This window comes from Delftia sp. 60 (genome assembly GCF_002754395.1).
GTDB lineage: Bacteria > Pseudomonadota > Gammaproteobacteria > Burkholderiales > Burkholderiaceae_C > Comamonas > Comamonas acidovorans.
Window position 1 is genome coordinate 1517070 of record NZ_PEFD01000001.1, and the last position, 20287, is coordinate 1537356.

The 20287-nt window shown below is 67.6% G+C and carries 17 protein-coding genes and 1 pseudogene; 14 read left to right on the forward strand and 4 right to left on the reverse strand.

The annotated features are described in order from the left end of the window. Window positions 1-41: 41 nt before the first annotated feature. From CLV01_RS06885 to CLV01_RS06925, 9 genes are all read left to right on the forward strand, one after another. A complete protein-coding gene (locus CLV01_RS06885; protein WP_099734681.1) occupies window positions 42-749 on the forward strand; it encodes a TetR/AcrR family transcriptional regulator in 708 nt (235 codons plus the stop codon). Between the two features lie 63 nt (window positions 750-812). Beyond that, entirely contained in the window at window positions 813-2618 is a 1806-nt protein-coding gene (locus CLV01_RS06890) for an acyl-CoA dehydrogenase C-terminal domain-containing protein (RefSeq protein WP_099734680.1), read from the forward strand. Window positions 2619-2698: 80 nt separating this feature from the next. Then, window positions 2699-3139 (forward strand): DUF2147 domain-containing protein, encoded by a 441-nt coding sequence (locus CLV01_RS06895; RefSeq protein WP_099734679.1) that lies wholly within the window; start codon window positions 2699-2701, stop codon window positions 3137-3139. Window positions 3140-3192: 53 nt separating this feature from the next. Beyond that, window positions 3193-5595, forward strand: a complete 2403-nt coding sequence (locus CLV01_RS06900) for a 3-hydroxyacyl-CoA dehydrogenase/enoyl-CoA hydratase family protein (RefSeq protein ID WP_012203269.1) — start codon at window positions 3193-3195, stop codon at window positions 5593-5595. 139 nt (window positions 5596-5734) lie between these two features. Further along, complete coding sequence (locus CLV01_RS06905; protein ID WP_043789926.1) at window positions 5735-6931, forward strand: acetyl-CoA C-acyltransferase; 1197 nt, start codon at window positions 5735-5737, stop codon at window positions 6929-6931. Window positions 6932-7109: 178 nt separating this feature from the next. Continuing rightward, a complete protein-coding gene (locus CLV01_RS06910; protein ID WP_016451807.1) occupies window positions 7110-8012 on the forward strand; it encodes an alpha/beta hydrolase family protein in 903 nt (300 codons plus the stop codon). Window positions 8013-8049: 37 nt separating this feature from the next. After that, window positions 8050-8880: an acyl-CoA thioesterase gene (locus CLV01_RS06915; RefSeq protein ID WP_099734678.1), complete on the forward strand. Its 831-nt coding sequence runs from the start codon at window positions 8050-8052 to the stop codon at window positions 8878-8880. Window positions 8881-8896: 16 nt separating this feature from the next. Next, window positions 8897-9691 (forward strand): enoyl-CoA hydratase, encoded by a 795-nt coding sequence (locus CLV01_RS06920; RefSeq protein ID WP_013804194.1) that lies wholly within the window; start codon window positions 8897-8899, stop codon window positions 9689-9691. Continuing rightward, window positions 9685-10176, forward strand: a complete 492-nt coding sequence (locus CLV01_RS06925) for a thioesterase family protein (protein ID WP_071954359.1) — start codon at window positions 9685-9687, stop codon at window positions 10174-10176. Before CLV01_RS06920 ends, CLV01_RS06925 begins: the two co-directional genes overlap by 7 nt. A 40-nt stretch (window positions 10177-10216) precedes the next feature. Here CLV01_RS06925 and CLV01_RS06930 read toward each other — a convergent pair whose 3' ends face one another. Both CLV01_RS06930 and CLV01_RS06935 read right to left on the reverse strand, forming a co-directional pair. After that, a complete protein-coding gene (locus tag CLV01_RS06930) occupies window positions 10217-11596 on the reverse strand; it encodes an MATE family efflux transporter (RefSeq protein WP_071954360.1) in 1380 nt (459 codons plus the stop codon). Next, the gene (locus CLV01_RS06935) at window positions 11593-12060 is read right to left on the reverse strand and encodes a MarR family winged helix-turn-helix transcriptional regulator (RefSeq protein ID WP_099734677.1); all 468 of its coding nucleotides are present in this window, start codon (window positions 12058-12060) and stop codon (window positions 11593-11595) included. Before CLV01_RS06935 ends, CLV01_RS06930 begins: the two co-directional genes overlap by 4 nt. Before the next feature lie 218 nt (window positions 12061-12278). Between CLV01_RS06935 and CLV01_RS06940 the strand changes: the two genes are divergently transcribed. Continuing rightward, window positions 12279-12944 (forward strand): bactofilin family protein, encoded by a 666-nt coding sequence (locus CLV01_RS06940; protein WP_099734676.1) that lies wholly within the window; start codon window positions 12279-12281, stop codon window positions 12942-12944. 73 nt (window positions 12945-13017) lie between these two features. Here CLV01_RS06940 and CLV01_RS06945 read toward each other — a convergent pair whose 3' ends face one another. Then, window positions 13018-13494 (reverse strand): acyl-CoA thioesterase, encoded by a 477-nt coding sequence (locus CLV01_RS06945; protein ID WP_012203278.1) that lies wholly within the window; start codon window positions 13492-13494, stop codon window positions 13018-13020. Window positions 13495-13535: 41 nt separating this feature from the next. On the opposite strand from CLV01_RS06945, the gene CLV01_RS06950 reads away from it, so the two are divergent. Further along, window positions 13536-15362, forward strand: coding sequence for an ABCB family ABC transporter ATP-binding protein/permease (locus tag CLV01_RS06950; protein WP_099734675.1), 1827 nt, complete (start codon window positions 13536-13538; stop codon window positions 15360-15362). A 44-nt stretch (window positions 15363-15406) separates the two neighbouring features. Here the strand turns inward: CLV01_RS06950 and CLV01_RS06955 are convergent, their stop codons facing one another. Next, the gene (locus tag CLV01_RS06955) at window positions 15407-17299 is read right to left on the reverse strand and encodes a S9 family peptidase (RefSeq protein WP_099734674.1); all 1893 of its coding nucleotides are present in this window, start codon (window positions 17297-17299) and stop codon (window positions 15407-15409) included. 230 nt (window positions 17300-17529) lie between these two features. On the opposite strand from CLV01_RS06955, the gene CLV01_RS06960 reads away from it, so the two are divergent. The 3 genes and pseudogenes from CLV01_RS06960 to CLV01_RS06970 all read left to right on the forward strand — a co-directional run bounded on the left by CLV01_RS06960 (window position 17530) and on the right by CLV01_RS06970 (window position 20066). After that, window positions 17530-18288, forward strand: coding sequence for a GntR family transcriptional regulator (locus CLV01_RS06960; protein ID WP_016451803.1), 759 nt, complete (start codon window positions 17530-17532; stop codon window positions 18286-18288). Between the two features lie 115 nt (window positions 18289-18403). Further along, window positions 18404-19494 (forward strand): annotated as a pseudogene (locus tag CLV01_RS06965) (Rieske 2Fe-2S domain-containing protein). 98 nt (window positions 19495-19592) lie between these two features. After that, complete coding sequence (locus tag CLV01_RS06970) at window positions 19593-20066, forward strand: MarR family winged helix-turn-helix transcriptional regulator (RefSeq protein WP_047326188.1); 474 nt, start codon at window positions 19593-19595, stop codon at window positions 20064-20066. Window positions 20067-20287 lie beyond the last annotated feature (221 nt).

A 20287-nucleotide genomic window follows, 5' to 3' on the forward strand; every position in this document is an offset into this window, starting at 1 on the left:
ATGCAAAATAGCACGAACGTTCGTTTTAACAAGAATTTCGCATGTCCAGCGTTTCCGCCCCACGCCGCACCACCCGTTTGACCGCTGACGCCACGGCTGATCCCAAGGCGGGCTCTTCCGTGCACGAAGCCGCTGCGCCCGCGCCGCGCCGCGCGCTGCACAAGGGGCAGCAGACCAAGGCCACCATTGTGGAGGCTGCACTCAACCTGGCCACGCACATCGGGCTGGAGGGCCTGTCCATCGGTGCTCTGGCCGAGCTGACGGGCATGAGCAAGTCGGGCGTGTTCGCGCATTTTGGCTCGCGCGAGGAGCTGCAGATTTCCGTGGTGCATGAGTACCACGACCGTTTCGAGCAGGAAGTGTTCTTTCCCGCGCTTCAGGCGCCGCGCGGCGTGGCGCGTCTGCGGGCGCTGTTCGACAACTGGATGAAGCGCACGTCGATCGAGCTGGACTCGGGCTGCATCTATATCAGCGGCGCCGTGGAGTTCGACGACCGCACGGGGCCGGTGCGCGATGCGCTGACGGCCTCGGTCCAGACCTGGCACGCAGCCATGCGCCGCACCATCGTGCAGTGCCGCGAAAGCGGCGACCTGCGTGCCGACCTGGACGAGAACCAGCTGCTGTTCGAGATCCACGGCCTGATCCTGGCCCTGCATTACGAGGCGCGCTTCCTGCGCAACGAAGGCTCCATGCAGCGCGCCATCGACGGCTTCGAGAGCATTCTGGCGCGCTACGCCGGCCCGGCCTGATTTTTTCGCTTCCACCGTTTTCACCGCATCCACCGCAAACCCCGCCATCACAGGAGAAGACAAATGCCCAGCTACAACCCGCCCCTGCGCGACATGCAATTCCTCATGCACGAGGTGTTCAAGGTCACGGACGACTACCAGCAGATGACGGCGCATGCCGAGGTCGATGCCGACACCATCAATGCCGTGCTCGAAGAGGCGGGCAAGTTTGCGGCCAATGTGACGTTTCCGCTGAACATCAGCGGCGATGCCGAGGGCTGCGTGCTGAACAAGGAAACCCACGAGGTCACCACGCCCAAGGGCTTCAAGGAGGCCTACCAGAAGTATGTGGAAGGCGGCTGGCCTTCGCTGTCCTGCGATACGGCCTACGGCGGCCAGGGCCTGCCCTTTGCGGTGAACTCGGCGGTGTACGAGATGCTCAACAGCGCCAACCAGGCCTGGACCATGTACCCGGGCCTGTCGCACGGCGCCTATGAAGCCCTGCATGTGCACGGCACGGAAGAGCAAAAGAAGCTGTACCTGCCCAAGCTGACCAGCGGCGAGTGGACCGGCACCATGTGCCTGACCGAGCCCCATTGCGGCACCGACCTGGGCCTGCTGCGCACCAAGGCCGAGCCCGTGGCCGGCGCGCCCGAGGGCACCTACAAGATCACCGGCAACAAGATCTTCATCAGCGCGGGCGAGCACGACTTCACCGACAACATCGTCCACCTGGTGCTGGCCCGCCTGCCCGATGCGCCGGTCGGCTCCAAGGGCATCAGCCTGTTCGTGGTGCCCAAGTTCGTGGTCAAGGCCGATGGTTCGCTGGGCGAGCGCAACCCCATCTTCTGCGGCGCGCTGGAGCACAAGATGGGCATCCACGGCAATGCCACGGCACAGATCAATATCGACGGCGCCATCGGCACCCTGGTGGGCCAGCCGAACAAGGGCCTGCAGGCCATGTTCGTGATGATGAATGCCGCCCGCCTGGGCGTGGGCAACCAGTCGCTGGGCCTGACCGAGGTGGCCTACCAGAACGCCCTGGCCTATGCCAAGGACCGCCTGCAGATGCGCAGCCTGTCGGGCACCAAGGCCAAGGACAAGCCGGCTGATCCCATCATCGTCCACCCCGACGTGCGCCGCATGCTGCTGACGGCCAAGGCCTATGCCGAAGGCGGTCGCGCGCTGGTGACCTACTGCGCCTTCCTGATCGACAAGGAGTTCAACCACCCCGACGAGAAGGTGCGCAAGGACAGCGCCGAGCTGGTGGCGCTGCTGACGCCCATCGTCAAGGCCTTCATCACCGACAACGGCTGGACGGCCACCACCATGAGTCAGCAGGTCTATGGCGGCCATGGCTTCATCACCGAATGGGGCATGGAGCAGTTCGTGCGCGATGCGCGCATCAACATGATCTATGAAGGCACGAACGGCATCCAGGCGCTGGACCTGCTGGGCCGCAAGGTGCTGGGCAACCAGGGCGCCTCGCTCAAGAAGTTCGGCAAGCTGGTGGCGCAGCTGGTGGAGGAAGAGGGCGTCAACGAGAAGATGGCCGAGTTCATCAACCCCATCGCCTACCTGGGCGACCAGATGACCAAGTTCACCACCGAGATCGGCTTCAAGGGCATGCAAAACCCCGACGAGGTGGGCGCCGCGTCCGTGGACTACCTGCGTGTGGCGGGCCACCTGGTGTTCGGCTACTTCTTCGCCCGCATGGCCCAGGTGGCGCTGCGCGAAATCGCCAAGGGCAACACCGACCCGTTCTACCAGGGCAAGCTGCAGACCGCGCGTTTCTACTTCGCCAAGCTGCTGCCCGAGACCGCCACGCTGATGCGCACGGCCCGCGCGGGCAGCAAGTCCCTGATGGACACGGACGCAGCGCTGGCCTGAACGGCTTCACTCCAACATGGGAGCGCGGGCTGTGCGCATCAGCATGGCCTGCGCACCTTTCTAGGCGAAGGGGGTTTGAAATGAAGGCATATCAAGCACTGGCAGCAATGGTCCTGGGCCTCACGGCTGCCGCAGCGCAGGCGCAGATGACGCCCGTGGGCCTGTGGAAGAGCGTGGACGACAAGAGCGGCGAGGCCAAGTCCGAGATCCGCGTGGCCGAGAACGACGGCGTTGTCACGGGCCGCATCGAGCAGATCCTGCGCAAGGGCGCCGATCCGGCCGCCACCTGCACCGAATGCTCTGACGACCGCAAGGGCCGGCCGCTCAAGGGGCTGGAGATCATCCGCGGCGCCAAGAAGGCCGAGGGCAAGGACGTCTGGGAAGGCGGCAAGATCCTCGACCCTGAAAACGGCAAGACCTACACGCTGCGCCTGACGCCCATCGAAGGCGGCGCCAAGCTCGAGGTGCGCGGCTCCATCGGCCCCTTCGGCCGCACCCAGACCTGGGTGCGTGTGCAGTAACCATTCCGGAGGGCGGCCGCAGCGGCCGCCTTCCTCCCACTTGTGGAACATCCATGTCCCGATTCAATGTGAAGAAAGTCGCCGTGCTCGGCGCTGGCGTGATGGGAGCGCAGATCGCCGCCCATCTGGTCAATGTCAAGGTGCCCGTGGTGCTGTTCGACCTGCCTGCCAAGGAAGGCCCGAAAAGCGGCATCGCCGAGCGCGCCATAGCCAACCTCAAGAAGCTCAAGCCTTCGCCCATCGGCGTGGCCGAGGACGCGGACCTGATCCAGCCCGCCAACTACGAGGAGCACCTCAAGCTGCTCAAGGGCTGCGACCTGATCATCGAGGCCATTGCCGAGCGCATGGACTGGAAGCTCGACCTGTACACCAAGATCGCGCCCCATGTGGCCAAGCACGCCATCGTGGCGTCCAACACCTCGGGCCTGTCCATCACCAAGCTGTCCGAGGCGCTGCCCGACGCGATCAAGCCGCGCTTTTGCGGCATCCACTTCTTCAACCCGCCGCGCTACATGCCGCTGGTGGAGCTGATCGCCACGCCGACCACGCAGCCCGTGGTGCTGGACCAGCTCGAAGCCTTCGTCACCAGCGGCCTGGGCAAGGGCGTGGTGCGCGCCAAGGACACGCCCAACTTCATCGCCAACCGCATCGGCATCGCCGGCATGCTGGCCACGATGAAAGAGGTCGAGAACTTCGGACTGACCTTCGACGTGGTCGATGACCTCACCGGCAAGAAGCTGGGCCGCGCATCCAGCGGCACCTTCCGCACGGCCGACGTGGTGGGCCTGGACACCATGGCCCATGTGATCAAGACGCTGCAGGACAACCTCAGTGCCGAGACCGATCCCTTCTACGGCAGCTTCGGCACGCCGCCCGTGCTGGCCAAGCTGATCGAGCTGGGCAACCTGGGCCAGAAGGCGAAGAAGGGCTTCTACAAGAAGGTCGGCCGCGACATCCTGCAGTTCGAGCTGGACAGCGAGGACTACGTGCCCGCTGGCGGCAAGGCCGACGAGGTCTATGGCCGCATGCTCAAGAAGCCCGCGGCCGAGCGCCTGAAGCTGCTGCGCAATGCCGAGGGCGCGCAAGGCCGCTTCCTGTGGGCCATCCTGCGCAACAGCTTCCACTACGCGGCCATCCACCTGGAGAGCATTGCGGAGTCCGCCCGCGACGTGGACCAGGCCATGCGCTGGGGCTTCGGCATGAAGCAGGGCCCCTTCGAGCTGTGGCAGGAAGCCGGCTGGCTGGAAGTGGCGAAGATGGTCCAGGAGGACATCGATGCCGGCAAGGCATTGAGCAAGGCGCCCCTGCCCAAGTGGGTCTTCGAAGGCCCGGTGGCCGAGGCCGGCGGCGTGCACACGGCGCAGGGCTCGTGGAGCCCTGCCAAGGGCCAGTTCGTGCCCCGCCGCGTGCTGCCCGTCTACGAGCGCCAGATCTTCCCCGAGAAGCTGCTGGGCGAAGACAGCCTGCCCGACTGGAAGACGGCCGGCACCACGATCGCCGAATCCAAGGCGCTGCGCACTTGGACGCTGGACGGCCAGATCCTGATCGCCAGCATCAAGAACAAGATGCACGCCATCAGCCCCGAAGTCATGGAAGCGCTGATGGAAGCCGTGGACGTGGCCGAGACCGACTTCCAGGGCATGGTCATCTGGTCGGGCGATGCGCCGTTCAGCGTGGGCGCCGACCTGGAGGCCACCATGCCGGCCTTCGTGATCGGCGGCGCCGACGCCATCGAAAGCGTGGAGCAGGAGCTGCAAAACCTGATGCTGCGCATCCGCTACGCCCAGGTGCCCGTGGTTGCGGCCATCCATGGCATGGCGCTGGGCGGCGGCTGCGAGCTGGCCGTCTACAGCGCGCGCCGCGTGGCGCACATGGAGAGCTACATCGGCCTGGTGGAAGTCGGCGTGGGCCTGGTGCCCGGCGCGGGCGGCCTGACCTACATCGCGCGCCGCGCGGCAGAGAACGCCGCCACCAGCACAGGCAAGGACCTGCTGCCCTTCCTGACCGAAGGCTTCACGGCCGCGGCCATGGCCAAGGTGGGCACCAGTGCCATCGAGTCGCGCAAGCTGGGCTACCTGCTGGACAGCGACCTCATCGTGCCGCACAAGGACGAGCTGCTCTTCGTCGCCATCAACGAGGCCAAGTCCATGGCCGCAGGCGGCTGGCGCGCGCCGCTGCCGCGCAGCTTCCCCGTGGCGGGACGCAGCGGCGTGGCCACCATCAAGGGCTCGCTGGTCAACATGCGGGACGGCGGCTTCATCAGTGAGTTCGACCAGCATGTGGCCAGCCTGATCGCCAACGTGGTCTGCGGCGGCGACGTGGATGCGGGCACCCTGGTGGACGAGGCCTATCTGATGAAGCTCGAACGCAAGGCGTTCTGCCACCTGATCGGCCATCCCAAGACCCATGAACGCATTCTCGGAATGCTGAACACCGGCAAGCCCGTCCGGAATTGATATGTCCCCCTGAGTCGCTTCGCGCCTTCCCCCCAGGGGGACGACAGCCTCGCGGCGGGGCGGCCCTTGCTTGCTGTCCCTGACTTTGGACATGCGTGCGTTGCGGGCCGCGAATAACTGAGATCGAGGAGCAACCTCCATGAAACAAATCCAAGACGCCTACATCGTCGCCGCCACGCGCACGCCCATCGGCAAGTCGCACAAGGGCTTTTTCCGCAACTACCGTCCCGACGACCTGCTGGCGACCACGCTGAAGGCCGCGCTGGCCCAGGTGCCGGGGCTGGACCCGGCTGCCATCGAGGACATCATCTGCGGCTGCGCCATCCCCGAGGCCCAGCAGGGCCTGAACGTGGCGCGCATCAGCGCCGTGCTGGCGGGGCTGCCCACCAGCGTGGGTGGCATCACCGTGAACCGCTTCTGCGCCTCGGGCCTGTCGGCCGTGGCCATGGCAGCGGACCGCATCCGCGTGGGCGAGGCCGACGTGATGATCGCGGCCGGCGTCGAGAGCATGAGCATGGTGCCCATGATGGGCAACGCGCCCTCGCTGTCGCCGTCCATCTTCGAGCGTGATGGCGACGTGGGCATTGCCTATGGCATGGGCCTGACGGCCGAGAAGGTGGCCCAGCAGTGGAAAGTCTCGCGCGATGCGCAGGACGCCTTTGCGCTGGAGTCGCACCGCCGTGCCCTGGCCGCGCAGCAGGCCGGCGAGTTCAAGGACGAGATCACGCCCATCGAGGTCACCGACCGGGGCCTGGACCTGGCCAAGGGCGAGCCCGTGGTGCGCACGCGCACCGTGGAGCTGGACGAGGGCGCGCGCCCCGACACCAGCCTGGAAGGCCTGGGCAAGCTGCGCACCGTGTTCGCGGCGCGCGGCTCGGTGACGGCCGGCAACAGCTCGCAGACCAGCGATGGCGCAGGCGCGCTGATCCTGGCCAGCGGCGCTGCCGTGCAGCGCTTCGGCCTCACGCCGCTGGCGCGCTTCGTGAGCTATGCCAGCAAGGGCGTGCCGCCGGCCATCATGGGCATCGGCCCCATCGAGGCCATTCCGGCCGCGCTGCGCTATGCGGGCCTCAAGCAGGACGACATCGACTGGTTCGAACTCAACGAAGCCTTTGCCGCCCAGTCGCTGGCCGTGGTCAACACGCTGGGCCTGGACCCCGCCAAGGTCAACCCCATGGGCGGCGCGATTGCCCTGGGCCACCCGCTGGGCGCCACGGGCGCCATCCGCTCGGCCACCGTGGTGCATGCGCTGCGCCGCAAGCAACTGCGCTACGGCATGGTGACGATGTGCGTCGGAATGGGCCAGGGCGCCGCCGGCATCTTCGAGAGGATGTAGCACCCCCTGAGCGGCTTTGCCGCTTCCCCCTCTCTACTCGCTGCGCGAGGGAGGGGGACGACACCCTCGGTGCGGGGCGGCGCGGCCGGCCTAGGCCCTTCCTTGGTGTCCCTGGCGTGGGGCCGCGCCGGTTTTTGACTTGGTGTCAGCACATTGCGGCACCGACCAGGAGACAGCCATGGAACAACACCAACTCAGCAGCGATGGCGCCACGCTGGCGCTGCGCGTCTACACGCCCGCTGGCCCGCCACGCGCCAGCGTGGTCATCGGCGGGGCCATGGGGGTGCGCCAGGCCTTCTACGAGGCCTTTGCCACCTGGCTTGCGGGCCAGGGCTATCGGGTGACCAGCTTTGACTACCGGGGCCATGGCGATTCCCTGCAAGGCTCTTTGCGCCAGGTGCGTGCCGACCTGTGCGACTGGGCGCGCGACTACGAGGCAGTCATCGCCCATGCCAAGGCGCAGTTGCCGGACCAGCCGCTGTTCCTGATCGGCCACAGCCTGGGCGCCCAGCTGCCGGGCCTGCTGCGCTCCCCGCAGCTGGTGGACGGCCTTTTGAGCATTGCGGCCGGCAGCGGCTACTGGCGCGACAATGCGCCCCGCCTCAAGCGCATGGTTCCCTATTTCTGGCATGTGCTGGTGCCCGTGGCCACGCGCCTGTGCGGCTACTTTCCGGGCCGGCGCCTGCGCAAGGTGGGCGACCTGCCGGCCGGCGTCATGCTGCAGTGGCGCCGCTGGTGCCTGAATCCGCGCTACAGCGTGGGTGCCGAGGGCGAGGCCGCCGCGCGCAGCTACGCCGCCGTGCGCTTTCCGGTGATGGCGCTGTCCATGAGCGACGACGAACTCATGACCTGGCGCGGCACCGAGCACCTGTTCGCGCTCTACGCCAATGCCCCCAGCCGCATCGAGCGCATCGAGCCCAAGGCGCTGCAGTTGCGGCGCATAGGGCATTTCGGCTTCTTCCGCGCCGATATGCGCGACGCGCTCTGGGGCCGGGCCGTGGACGTGTTCTCGGGCTGGACCAAGGCGCCGGCAGCCGCGGCCCACCCGCGCTTTCCCTCACCCGCAGAGTCGCCGGCTTGACGGACGCGGGCCCCGCTTGCCATCACACTCGTTTGCCATGAGCACAGACATCCATCCTCTCGACCAGGCCGTGGCGCTCACGCCCACCGGCGCCGTTGGCCACTACCAGGGCCAGACCACGCAGGACTACTGGAACATGGTGGGCCCGTACGGCGGCATCACCGCCGCCGCGCTGGTGCAGGCCATCCAGCAGCATCCGCTGTGCCTGGGCGATCCGCTGTCCATCACCGTCAACTACGCGGCCGCGCTGGGCGCGGGGCGCTTCGATATCGAGGCCCGCCCCGTGCGCACCAACCGCTCCACCCAGCACTGGCTGCTGACCATCACCCAGCCTGACCAGGACGGCGATGCCCAGGTCGTCACCACGGCCACGGCCGTCACGGCCGTGCGGCGCAGCACCTGGGGCGGCACCGACCTGTCCATGCCCGAGGTGCCTGCGCCCGCCACCGTGCCGCGCGTGCCGCCTCTGGGCGGCGTGGAATGGCTCAACCGCTACGACATGCGCTTTCTCGACGGCATCATTCCCCAGACCTGGGATGGCCGCGAGACCGACAGCCTCACGCGCCTGTGGGTGCGCGACGAGCCGCCGCGCGCACTGGATTTTTGCGCGCTGGCCGGCCTGGCTGACGTATTCTTCCCGCGCGTGTGGCTGCGCCGCGCACAGCGCACCCCGGCGGGCACGGTGTCCATCACCGTCTACTTCCATGCGGGGCGTGAGGAACTGGCCGCCGCAGGCACGGGCCACCTGCTGGCCCAGGCGCGCGGCCAGGAATTTCGCAACGGCTTCTTCGACCAGAGCGCCCAGCTGTGGAGCGAGGCCGGCGTGATGCTGGCGAGCAGCCACCAGATCGTGTATTTCAAGGAATAAGCAAGGCAAGACCATCATGAGCGAAACCACCCAGGACATCCTCGTGCACACCGAAGCCGGTGTCTGCACCATCACCTTCAACCGCGCAGACAAGAAGAACTCCATTACCGAGGCCATGTACGCCAGCATGGCCGATGCGCTGGCCCAGGCCGGCGAAGACGCCGCCGTGCGCTGCGTGGTCTTCCAGGGCGACATGGCCATCTTCAGCGCGGGCAACGACATTGCCGACTTCCTCAAGCAGTCGGCCGGCGGCGCCGCCAGGCCGGAGGGCGAGCAGCGCCCCGTCTGGCGCTTCCTGCACAACATCGCCGCCTTTCCCAAGCCCGTGATCGCCGCCGTCTGCGGCCCGGCCGTGGGTATCGGCACTACCTTGCTGCTGCACTGCGACCTGGTCTATGCGGGCGACAACGCGGCCTTCTCGCTGCCCTTCGTGAACCTGGGCCTGTGCCCCGAAGCGGCCTCCAGCCTGCTGCTGCCCCAGATGCTCGGCTACCACCGCGCGGCCGAGGCCCTGCTGCTGGGCGAGCCCTTCCTGGCTGAAGCCGCACTGGAAGTGGGCCTGGTCAACCGCGTCGTGCCGCCCAGCGAATGCAATGCACTGGCTCAGGCCCAGGCCAGGAAGCTGGCGGCCAAGCCGCTGTCGGCCCTGATCGAGACCAAGCGCCTCATGAAGGCCGGCCAGTCCGGCCTGGTGCGCGAGCGCATGGCCGAGGAGGGAGCGAGCTTCGGCAAGCTGATGGGCGGGCCTGCTGCCAAGGAGGCGTTCACCGCGTTCATGGAGAAGCGCAAGCCGGACTTCAGCCAGTGCTGAAATCCACGAAGGCCTCCGAGGCGCCCGTGCAATTCGAGCCCGAGTTCATCGCCGGGCTGCGCGAAGTGTTCGAGCGCCAGATCGCCTTCAACCAGGTGCTGGGCCTGCGCATCACCGAAGTGCTGCCCGAGCGGGTTGAAGGCCGCATCACCATGCGGCCCGAGCTCATAGGCCACGCCGCCTACCAGCGCATCCACGGCGGCGTGATCAGCGCCGGCCTGGACTCCATGGGCGGCCTGGCCGTCATGGCGGCCATCGGTGCCAAGCACATGGAAGATGCGCCGCTGCAGCGCCTGCATCGCTTCTCGCGCCTGGGCACCATCGACCTGCGCGTGGACTACCTGCGCCCCGGCATAGGCAGCGAATTCATCCTGCGCGCCGAGGTGCTGCGGCTGGGCTCGCGCGTGGCCAATACGCGCATGGAATTCCTGGGGGCCGATGGCAGCTTGCTGTCCACGGGGACGGCGGCGTACATCGTTTCTTGAAGCATGGCCCGCTGACTGCGGGCCTGCTTTTTGCGTTTCTTCACCCCCAGCGCGCGCGCCACACGGCCCAGGCCGTGCCTGCGCCATAGGCGGCCATGGCCACGGCCACGAGGATGAACAGCGACTGGGCGCTGCCCAGGCCGCTGGACATGAGCCAGCCGCCGCCCACCACCACGATCAGCAGGCGCACCGTGCCGGCCAGCACGGGGGCCCAGACGCGGCCTGCGCCCAGGGAGGCGAAGTACAGCACCAGTCCCAGGCCGAACAGCCCGAAGGCCGGGCCCACGGTGCGCAGGTAGAGGTCGGCATAGGCGCGCACGGCCGGGTCGCCGGTGAAGATGCCTGACCACAGCTGCGGCCAGACCATGACCACCAGCCCCAGCACGCCCAGCAGGGCCGCGGCCATGGCGCCGCCCGACCAGGCCACGCGGCGCGCGCGGGCCACCTGGCCGGCGCCCATGGCCATGCCCACCATGGGCACGGCGGCCATGCCCACGCCGAAGGCCATGGGGATCAGCAGGAACTCCAGCCGCTGGCCTATGCCGTAGCCGGCCAGGGCCAGCGGGCCCAGGCGGGCGACCATGCCTGTCAGCAGCAGCGCGGCCAGCGCCGTTTGCACGGGGGACAGGCAGGCCAGGGCGCCCACGCGCAGGATGTCGCGGAACATGGGCCAGGCCAGGCGCGGCGTGCGCCAGTCCAGCTGCAGGCGCTGCTGGCCCCATTGCAGGTAGGCCAGAAAGGCCGCCACGGCCAGCACCATGGCCACGATGTTGCCCACGGCCACGCCCGGCATGCCCCAGCGCGGCATGGGCCCCAGGCCCAGCCCCAGCGTGCCGCCCACCACGATCTGCACCAGCGAGGCCGCAAAGATCACGGCCGACGGCATGCGCATATTGCCCGTGCCCCGCACCACCGAGGCCAGCGTATTGCACAGCCACACCAGGATGGCGCCGCTGAACAGCACGGCGCCAAAGCCCGTGGCCGCTGCCAGCACCTCGCCGCGCCCGCCCAGCCAGCCGTAGAAGGTGGCGCCGCACAGCACGAAGATGAGCGAGTAAAGCAGCCCCGCGATGGCGCCGATCACGATGGCGTGCAGGGCCAGTGCCGAGGCACGCGCGCCGTCGCCCGCACCCAGCGCGCGGCTGATGGCCGAGGACACGCCGCTGCCCATGGCACCGTTGCTCATCATCTGCGTGAGCATGGCCAGCGGAAACACCAGGGCCATGGCCGCCAGCGATACGGTTCCCAGCTGCCCCACGTAGTAGGTCTCGGCCACGGCGACCAGCACCGACATGCTCAGCGCCACCATGTTGGGCACGGCCAGGCGCATCAGGGTGGAGGCGATGGGGCCGCTGACCAACGGATGCGCGGACCCGCTGGCCGCAGCGCCAGGGGCTGCGGAGGGCAGGGCGGCGCTCATTCCGCGCTCTCCTGCGTGGCGGTTTCCAGCACGGGCAGCATGCCCAGCACCAGGCTTTCCAGCGCGCCGATCTGCTCGCTGCCGCACAGCTCGCGCACGCGCTGCTGCGCCTGGCGCCAGAGGGCGGCAGCCTCGCGGATGCGGGCGCGGCCTTCGGGCGTGACCACCACGCAGCGGCTGCGCGCATCCGCGCCGGGAACCAGGTCGATGAAGCCGGCGTGCTGCAGCGTGCGCAGGTTGCGCGTCATCGTCGTGCGGTCGGTGTGCAACTGCTCGGCCAGGGCCGAGACCGTGGGTGGGCCGTCGGGCGCATTGCGTGCCTGCACCAGCAGGCTGAACTGCGTGCCGCGCAGGCCGCTGGGCGCCAGCGTGTCGTCATAGAGCTGCGAGATCTTGCGCGACAGGCTGCGCACCATGAAGCAGGTGCAGACCGGACTGGCGGCGCTTGAGGTGGAGGAGGTCATGGGGCGTGGGGCAGGTGGCCTGGAATGGAAATGAGTGTAGATGCACCTATTGATTTGCGTATGTCCGCTGCGCGACCTGCGCATGCGCGGTGTGTGATCGAGAAAGGCTTGCAAGCACATGAAACGGGAGAACCATCTCGTTACCGTTCTTGCGAGATGCCGGCATTTGTTGCCAGTTCGTGTGCGTAGCATCGGATTTTTCCGAAGGAGACCCACCCATGGCTGTTCAGAACCCGTTCTTTGGCAAGCGCGACAACGATGCTTTCACCTCCCGCAACACCCTGGGCAGCGGCACAGGCGCCGCCAGCACGGGCGGCAGCCCTTCGGGAGCCGTCATGCCCAGCTCCAGCGTGAGCAGCCCGGCATCCACCCAGCGCCAGGCCTCGCCTGTGTCGCAGGACTCTCCGGGCAGCAAGCTCACCGTGGGCCCCAACATCAAGCTCAAGGGCGTGGAGATCACCGATTGCGACACGCTGGTGGTCGAAGGCACGGTGGAGGCCACCATGGACTCGCGCGTGATCCAGATCGCCGAGCAGGGCGCCTTCCATGGCACGGCCGAGATCGATATCGCCGAGATCCATGGCGTGTTCGACGGCACGCTGACCGTGCGCGAGAAGCTGGTCATCTACGGCACGGGCAAGGTCAGCGGCAAGATCCGCTACGGCAAGGTGGTGATTGAAGAGGGCGGCGAGCTCACGGGCCAGATCGAGGCCGGCTCCTCGCCGCGTTCATCTTCGGGTTCGGCCGTGGCGTCCAGCGCCTCCAGCCTGTCCTCTTCCTCGTCGACCGTCTCCAGCGACAGCGCCGCCAGCAGTTCCGCTGCCCTGGCTGCGGCCACCGCAGCGGCTTCGCTGCAGCCGCGCGTCACGCCGTCGCTGGCATGAGCCATCTCTGCTGCCGGAAATGAAAAAGCGACCTGCGAAGGTCGCTTTTTTCATGGCTGCAGAGGTGGCGGGTTCAGCCGGCCTGCTGCTGCTTTCGTTCTGCATTGCGCTCGGCCGCTGCGCGCCAGGAGCGCACCTGATCGTTGTCCGGCAGCGACTGGGGCTTGCCCTGGCCGTCGATGGCCACGTAGGTCAGCAGGGCTTCGGTCACCTTGACGAAGCGGCCCTGGTCGGCAAAGCGCTCGGCATAGACCTCGACATCGACCGTGACCGAGGTGCGGCCCACGCGCTGCACGCTGGAGTAGAACGACAGGATGTCGCCCACGCGCACGGGCTGCTTGAAGATGAACTCGTTCACGGCCACGGTGACCATGCGGCTCTGGCCCAGGCGCGAGGGCAGCACGGAACCTGCCAGGTCGACCTGCGCCATGACCCAGCCGCCGAAGATGTCGCCATTGGCGTTGACATCGGCGGGCATGGGAATGACCTTGAGAACCAGCTCCTTGTCTGCGGGCAAGGGATGGGGCGGGAGGTCGGGGCGGGGTGGCATGGGCACAATCGGGTCAATATAACAATCGAGAATTGTCTTTCATGCGACGCGAGAGCGCTTCCCCTACGGATTTACCCTTAGTCCCAACCCCGGCACCGTCGCGGGACTGGAACGCGCTGCGGCGCCTGCTGCCCTACCTGTGGCAATACAAGTGGCGCGTGCTGGCGGCGCTGGGCTTCATGATCGGGGCCAAGCTCGCCAACGTGGGCGTGCCGGTGCTGCTCAAGCACCTGGTCGATGCGCTGGATCTGAAGGCCGGCGACGCCCGCGCGGTGCTCGTCGTGCCCGTGGCCCTGCTGCTGGCCTACGGGCTGCTGCGCTTTTCCAGCTCGCTGTTCACCGAGCTGCGCGACCTGGTCTTTGCCAAGGCCACGCAGGGCGCCTCGCGGGCGATTGCGCTGTCCACCTTCGAGCACCTGCATGCGCTGAGCCTGCGCTTTCACCTGGAGCGCCAGACCGGCGGCATGACGCGCGACATCGAGCGCGGCGTGCGCAGCACCGAGTCGCTGATCTCGTATTCGCTCTACAGCATCCTGCCCACCTTCATCGAGATGGCGCTGGTGCTGGGCATCCTGGCGCTGCGCTTCGACATCTGGTTCGCGGTCATCACGCTGGCGGCGCTGGTGTTCTACATCACGTTCACGGTCACGGTGACCGAGTGGCGCACGCGCTTTCGGCGCGAGGCCAATGCCCAGGAGTCGGCCGCGCACACCAAGGCCATCGACTCGCTGCTGAACTACGAGACCGTCAAGTACTTCGGCAACGAGGGCTTCGAGGCGCGGCGCTACGACAAGAACCTGGAGGCGCTGCGCCGCGTGCGCCTCAAGAGCCAGACCACGCTGAGCATGCTCAACTGCGGGCAGCAACTGATCATCGCCACGGCCCTGGTCGCCATCCTCTGGCGCGCCACGCAGGGCGTGGTGGACGGGCGGCTGTCGCTGGGCGACCTGGTCATGGTCAATGCCTTCATGATCCAGCTCTACATCCCGCTGGGCTTTCTGGGCGTGATCTACCGCGAGATCAAGCAGAGCCTGACCGACCTGGAGCGCATGTTCACCCTCATGGACAAGGAACGCGAGGTGGCCGACGCGCCCGGTGCCCGGCCCCTGCCGGCCGACGGCGCACCGCCCGAGCTGCGCTTCGAGCATGTGGACTTTGCCTATGACCCCGAGCGGCCCATCCTCAAGGACGTGAGCTTCACCATTCCGGCCGGCAAGACCGTGGCCGTGGTCGGCCCTTCGGGCTCGGGCAAGAGCACGCTGGCGCGGCTGATCTTCCGCTTCTACGACGTGCAGTCCGGCCATGTGCGCATTGCCGGGCGCGACCTGCGCGAGCTGACCCAGGACAGCGTGCGCGGCGCCGTGGGCATCGTGCCGCAGGACACGGTGCTCTTCAACGACACGGTGGAATACAACATCGCCTACGGCCGTCCCGGCGCCAGCCGCGACCAGGTGGTGGCGGCCGCACGCGCCGCGCGCATCCACGACTTCATCGAGGCCACGCCCCAGGGCTATGCCACGCGCGTGGGCGAGCGCGGCCTCAAGCTGTCGGGCGGCGAAAAGCAGCGGGTGGCGATTGCGCGCACCCTGCTCAAGGACCCGCCCATCCTGATCTTTGACGAGGCGACTTCGGCGCTGGACTCGGCCAACGAGCGCGCCATCCAGGCCGAGCTGCAAAGCGCCGCGCGCAACAAGACGGCGCTGGTGATTGCCCACCGCCTGTCCACCGTGGTCGATGCGCACGAGATCCTGGTCATGGATGCGGGCCGCATCGTCGAGCGCGGCACCCACGCCCAGCTGGTCGCGGCGGGCGGGCGCTATGCGGACATGTGGGCGCTGCAGCAAAGCGGGGAGCCCGCCGTGCTGTAGCGCGGGGCGACCGGGCGGCCGGGTGGCCTGGCGCCTGGACGGCTTCAGGGCTTGAGGTGCGTGACCAGGAACTGCTCCATGGCCTCGTAGAACTCGAACTTGTTCTCGTCGTTGTGAAAGCCGTGGCCCTCGTTGTCCTTGACCATGTACTGCACCTCGACGCCGCGCTCGCGCAGCGCCTTCACCACCTGGTCGCTCTCGTCCTTGTTCACGCGCGGGTCGCGCGCGCCCTGGGCGATGAACAGCGGCGCCTTGATGCGGTCCACATGCAGGGCTGGCGAGGTGGCGGCCAGGCGCTCCCTGTCGCGCTCGGGATCGCCCACCATGGCGTGCATCTGGTCCAGCAGCGGCTTCCAGTAGGGCGGAATGGTCTTCATGAAGGTGAACAGGTTGGACACGCCCACATAGTCCACGGCCGCCGCATACAGGTCGGGCGTGAAGGCCACGCCGGCCAGCGTGGCATAGCCGCCATAGCTGCCGCCGTAGATGCCGATGCGCGCAGGGTCGGCAATGCCCTGGTCGATCAGCCAGTGCACGCCGTCGGTGATGTCGTCCTGCATCTTCAGGCCCCATTGGCCGAATCCCGCTTCCCAGAACGCGCGGCCATAGCCCGTGGAGCCCCGGAAGTTCACCTGCAGCACGCAAAAGCCCCGGTTGGCGAGGAACTGCACCTCGGGGTTGTAGCCCCAGCCGTCGCGGGCCCAGGGGCCGCCGTGCGGGTTGATGATGCAGGCCAGGTTCCTGGGCTCGCGGCCGGCCGGCAGGGTCAGGTAGCCGTGGATGGTCAGGCCGTCGCGGCTGGTGTAGCTGACGGGCTGCACGCGCGACATGGCGGACTCGGGAATGGCCGGGTTGATGTCGGCCAGCTTGATCAGCGCATCGGCGGCCGCGTCGTAGATGTAGCGTGCGCCCGGCGTGCGGTCGTTGAAGGCGGCGACGATGAACTTGTCCTCGGCGCGGTTGGCGCCCTGGATGGCGAAGTCGTAGCCCGGCAGTTGCGCAGCCAGCCGGCCGTAGAGGGCTTCGGTCTCGGCATCGAAGAAGCGGTACTGCGGCTTGTCGGTCTGGTAGGCGGCCAGGGTCAGCACGCGGCGCTTGCGCGAATAGGCGGCTGCGCCCAGATCGACTTCTTCGGGCACGAAGATTTCCTCTTCCTCGTCGGGCCGGGCCGGGTCGATGACCACCAGGGCCAGCTTGTCGCGGCCCCGGTTGGACAGGGCGTAGAGCTTTTGGTCGTCGAAGGTGAAGAAGGCCGGGCTGACGCTGGTGCGGTAGTCGGTGGTGATCAGGGTCTGGAACTCGCCGGCCTCGTCGTCGCGGTAGAGCAGGGCGCTGTTCAGGCCGTCGCTGGCCACGGCGGCCCGCACGCGGCCCGCATGGTCGGTCTGCCAGCCGACGATGTTGCCGGGGTTCTGCGCCACCAGTTGCGCCGCGCCCGTGTGCACATTCACGCGGTACACGTCGAAGACCTCGGCATCGCGCTGGTTGTGGCTGATCAGCACATGGTCGGGGTCGTCTTCCAGGTCGTCCTCGATGCTGGCGCGCACGCCGTCCCAGGGCGTCAGGTCGGTGGCTTCGCCGCTGCGCGCGTTGACCGCCAGCACATGGAAGTTCTCGTCGCCGCCGAAGTCCTTCTGGTAGAGCACCACGTCCGAGCCCTTCCAGAAGAAGTTGCTGATGTCGCGCTCGGTCTCGGCCGTGATGCGGCGCGGCTCGCCCACAGGGGTGCTGCCCTCCAGCGCCTGCACATGGATGTTCATGCGCGCCGGATGGCCATCCACGCTGACGGGCTGCATGAAGCCCAGCATGCTTCCGTCATCGGCCAGGCGGAAGAAGCCGCGCTCCGGATTGCGGAAGAAGTCCTTGATCGGATAGGTCTGCGGAGCCTGCGCATCGGCGCTGGCATCCCGTGCCAGGTTGAGGATGTGGGCGGCCATGGCGGGGTGTCGGGAAAACGTCGGCAAGGGTGACCTCCTGGGTTGCAGCGGCAGGGGAAAAAGGGAGCCGGCCATGATGCCATGGCGATGTATACAAACAGGCGGGTCACTGTCTTTGCTGGGATTGGTTGTATACATTTGATTGGTGTTTTCCCGTGTTTTTGCGGAAAAATGCACCATGAATCGCCTTGGATGTATACATTCACGCCATTCCATCCAGACAAAGCCCCATGAGCCCCCAGCTTGCCCCCGCCGCCTCCGAAGCGGAAAGCCACTCCCAGGTCATCAAGGCCCAGCTGCAACTGCGCGAGATGATTCTTGCGGGCGAACTGCCCGCAGGCGAGCGCATTGCCGAGCTCACCGTGGTGCAGCGCCTGGGCATCTCCCGCACGCCGGTGCGCGCCGCGCTCATGCGGCTGGAGCAGGAAGGCCTGCTCGAAGCCATGGCCGGTGGGCGCGGCTACCGCGTGCGGCTGTTCTCCGAGGCCGATGTGGCCGATGCCATCGAGCTGCGCGGCACGCTGGAAGGCCTGGCCGCGCGCTGGGCGGCCGAGCGCGGCGTGGCCGAGCCGCTGCTGGCCCAGGCCGGCCGCTGCCTGGACGCCATCGACCGTGTGCTTGAGACGCCTGATTGGGGCGACGAGGCCTTCTCGCGCTATGTGGCGCTGAACTCCGAATTCCACGACCTGCTGCACTCCATGGCCGGCAGCAGCGTCATGCAGCGCGAGCTGGAGCGCGTGGTGCGCATGCCCTTCGCCTCGCCTTCGGGCTTTGTGCTGGCGCGGGCCGAATCCCCGCGTGCGCGCCACAGCCTGATGGTGGCCCAGGACCAGCACCGCCAGGTGCTGGACGCCATTGCCGCGCGCGAGGGCGCCCGGGCCGAGGCGCTGATGAAAGAGCACTCGCGCATCGCGCGCCGCAACCTGCGCGAGGCCGTGAGCGAGCCCGGCAGCCATGCGGTTCCTGGCGTGCAGTTGATCCGAGCCTGATTCGAGTCTGATCCGCGCTTGATGTGCGCTTGATACGTGCCGGCGGCCTCGGCCGCCCGTGCCCCAGCCACCGCAGCGCCAAGGACTGCGGACCCCACCCATAAAGGAGACCCCCATGAGCACATTTCCCAAGAACACCTGGTACGTGGCCGCCACGTCCGACGAGATCCAGGACAAGCCGCTGGGCCGTCGCATCTGCGGCGAGCGCATTGCCTTCTACCGCGCGCAGCACGGCGTTGCCGCCGTGGAGGATTTTTGCCCGCACCGCGGCGCGCCCCTGTCGCTGGGCTTTGTCTGCGAGGGCAAGCTGGTCTGCGGCTACCACGGGCTGGAGATGGGCTGCGACGGCAAGACCATTGCCATGCCGGGCCAGCGCGTGCGCGGCTTCCCCGAGATCCGCAGCTATCCCGTCGAGGAACGCCACGGCTTCATCTGGGTCTGGCCTGGCGACAAGGCGCTGGCCGATGCCGCCCTGATTCCGAAGCTGCCCTGGCACGACAACCCCGAATGGGCCTACGGCGGCGGCATGTTCCACATCCAGGCCGACTACCGGCTGATGATCGACAACCTCATGGACCTGACGCACGAGACCTATGTGCACGCCAGCTCCATCGGCCAGGCCGAGATCGACGAGACGCCCTGCAAGACCGAGACGCGCGGCGAGGGCGCCGATGTCGAGGTCGTCACCAGCCGCTTCATGAACGACATCCCCGCCCCCCGTTCTGGAAGATGGCGCTGCGCAGCAACGGCCTGGCCGACGAGGTGCCCGTGGACCGCTGGCAGGTCTGCCGCTTCACCCCGCCTAGCCATGTGCTGATCGAGGTCGGCGTGGCCCATGCAGGCCACGGCGGCTACGACGCGCCCGACGAACACAAGGTCTACAGCATGGTGGTGGACTTCATCACGCCGGAGACCGAGGAGTCCATGTGGTACTTCTGGGGCATGGCGCGCCGCTTCAATCCGGGCGATGCCGAAGTCACCGACCGCATCCGCGAGGGCCAGCACAAGATCTTCAGCGAAGACCTGCAGATGCTGGAGCTGCAGCAGCGCAACCTCAGTGCCCACCCCGACCGCAAGCTGCTCAAGCTCAACATCGATGCGGGCGGCGTGCAGTCGCGCAAGGTCATCGACAAATGGATTGCGCAGGAGCAGCAGGCGGCGGCGGTGGCCGCAGCAGCGGCCCAGCCTGCCGCCGCCGTGGCCTGAGGCTGCCGGCATGGCCAGGCCAGCAGGCGCGGGCGGCGCCGGGGATGGGGTAACCTCGGCGGGCTTCAACCCCAGGGCCGCAAGGCCTGCCGCCACCGATGGTCCACTCCGCCTCCGATCCGCTTTCCATCGACCTCTACGACCAGCCGGGCCACCTGATCCGGCGCGCGCAGCAGATCGCGGCGCAGCTGTTCCGCGACGTGCTTGGGCCGGACGTGACGCCGGTGCAGTACGCCATCCTGCGCATGCTGCAGGAAAAGCCGGGCATCGACCAAGTGACCCTGGCGCGGCTGGTGGCGCTGGACAACTCCACCACGGCCGACATCGCGGCGCGCCTGGAGGCCAAGGGCTGGGTGCTGCGCGAGATCCTGCCCCGGCGCCAGCGGCGCCTGACGCTCACGGCCGAGGGCGAGACCATGCTGGCCGGCTTCGTGCCCAATGTCCACGAACTGCACGAGCGCATGCTGGCCGCGCTCGAACCCCAAGAGCAGGCCGAGTTCAAGCGCCTGCTGCGCAAGTTCGTGCAGCTGCACGACGTGCGCGAATCCACGGAAACATCGTCCGCCGACTGAGGGCGGCCTGGCCGCCAGCGCGCATGGCGAGCCGATCCTGATCGGGGAAACCCGGTATTTGACGTACATCATCATTCAGTAAACTGAATCACATTCAGCATACTTAATGAACTGCTGAAAACGGCTGAAAACACAAGAAAGCTCGGCCAGAGCTTCCACCCCAAGGAGACCCACAATGACTGCCTGCCTGCTTGCCCCTCGCCTGCAGCGGCCCCGCGCCG

Excerpts from the sequence above, each read along its gene's own strand:
- CLV01_RS06910 (WP_016451807.1), top strand. The coding sequence starts at position 7,110 with ATGGAACAACACCAACTCAGCAGCGATGGCGCCACGCTGGCGCTGCGC.
- CLV01_RS06885 (WP_099734681.1), top strand. The coding sequence starts at position 42 with ATGTCCAGCGTTTCCGCCCCACGCCGCACCACCCGTTTGACCGCTGAC.
- CLV01_RS06905 (WP_043789926.1), top strand. The coding sequence starts at position 5,735 with ATGAAACAAATCCAAGACGCCTACATCGTCGCCGCCACGCGCACGCCC.
- CLV01_RS06920 (WP_013804194.1), top strand. The coding sequence starts at position 8,897 with ATGAGCGAAACCACCCAGGACATCCTCGTGCACACCGAAGCCGGTGTC.
- CLV01_RS06955 (WP_099734674.1), bottom strand. The coding sequence starts at position 17,299 with ATGGCCGCCCACATCCTCAACCTGGCACGGGATGCCAGCGCCGATGCG.
- CLV01_RS06970 (WP_047326188.1), top strand. The coding sequence starts at position 19,593 with ATGGTCCACTCCGCCTCCGATCCGCTTTCCATCGACCTCTACGACCAG.
- CLV01_RS06890 (WP_099734680.1), top strand. The coding sequence starts at position 813 with ATGCCCAGCTACAACCCGCCCCTGCGCGACATGCAATTCCTCATGCAC.
- CLV01_RS06915 (WP_099734678.1), top strand. The coding sequence starts at position 8,050 with ATGAGCACAGACATCCATCCTCTCGACCAGGCCGTGGCGCTCACGCCC.
- CLV01_RS06935 (WP_099734677.1), bottom strand. The coding sequence starts at position 12,060 with ATGACCTCCTCCACCTCAAGCGCCGCCAGTCCGGTCTGCACCTGCTTC.
- CLV01_RS06950 (WP_099734675.1), top strand. The coding sequence starts at position 13,536 with ATGCGACGCGAGAGCGCTTCCCCTACGGATTTACCCTTAGTCCCAACC.
- CLV01_RS06900 (WP_012203269.1), top strand. The coding sequence starts at position 3,193 with ATGTCCCGATTCAATGTGAAGAAAGTCGCCGTGCTCGGCGCTGGCGTG.
- CLV01_RS06940 (WP_099734676.1), top strand. The coding sequence starts at position 12,279 with ATGGCTGTTCAGAACCCGTTCTTTGGCAAGCGCGACAACGATGCTTTC.
- CLV01_RS06930 (WP_071954360.1), bottom strand. The coding sequence starts at position 11,596 with ATGAGCGCCGCCCTGCCCTCCGCAGCCCCTGGCGCTGCGGCCAGCGGG.
- CLV01_RS06945 (WP_012203278.1), bottom strand. The coding sequence starts at position 13,494 with ATGCCACCCCGCCCCGACCTCCCGCCCCATCCCTTGCCCGCAGACAAG.
- CLV01_RS06960 (WP_016451803.1), top strand. The coding sequence starts at position 17,530 with ATGAGCCCCCAGCTTGCCCCCGCCGCCTCCGAAGCGGAAAGCCACTCC.
- CLV01_RS06895 (WP_099734679.1), top strand. The coding sequence starts at position 2,699 with ATGAAGGCATATCAAGCACTGGCAGCAATGGTCCTGGGCCTCACGGCT.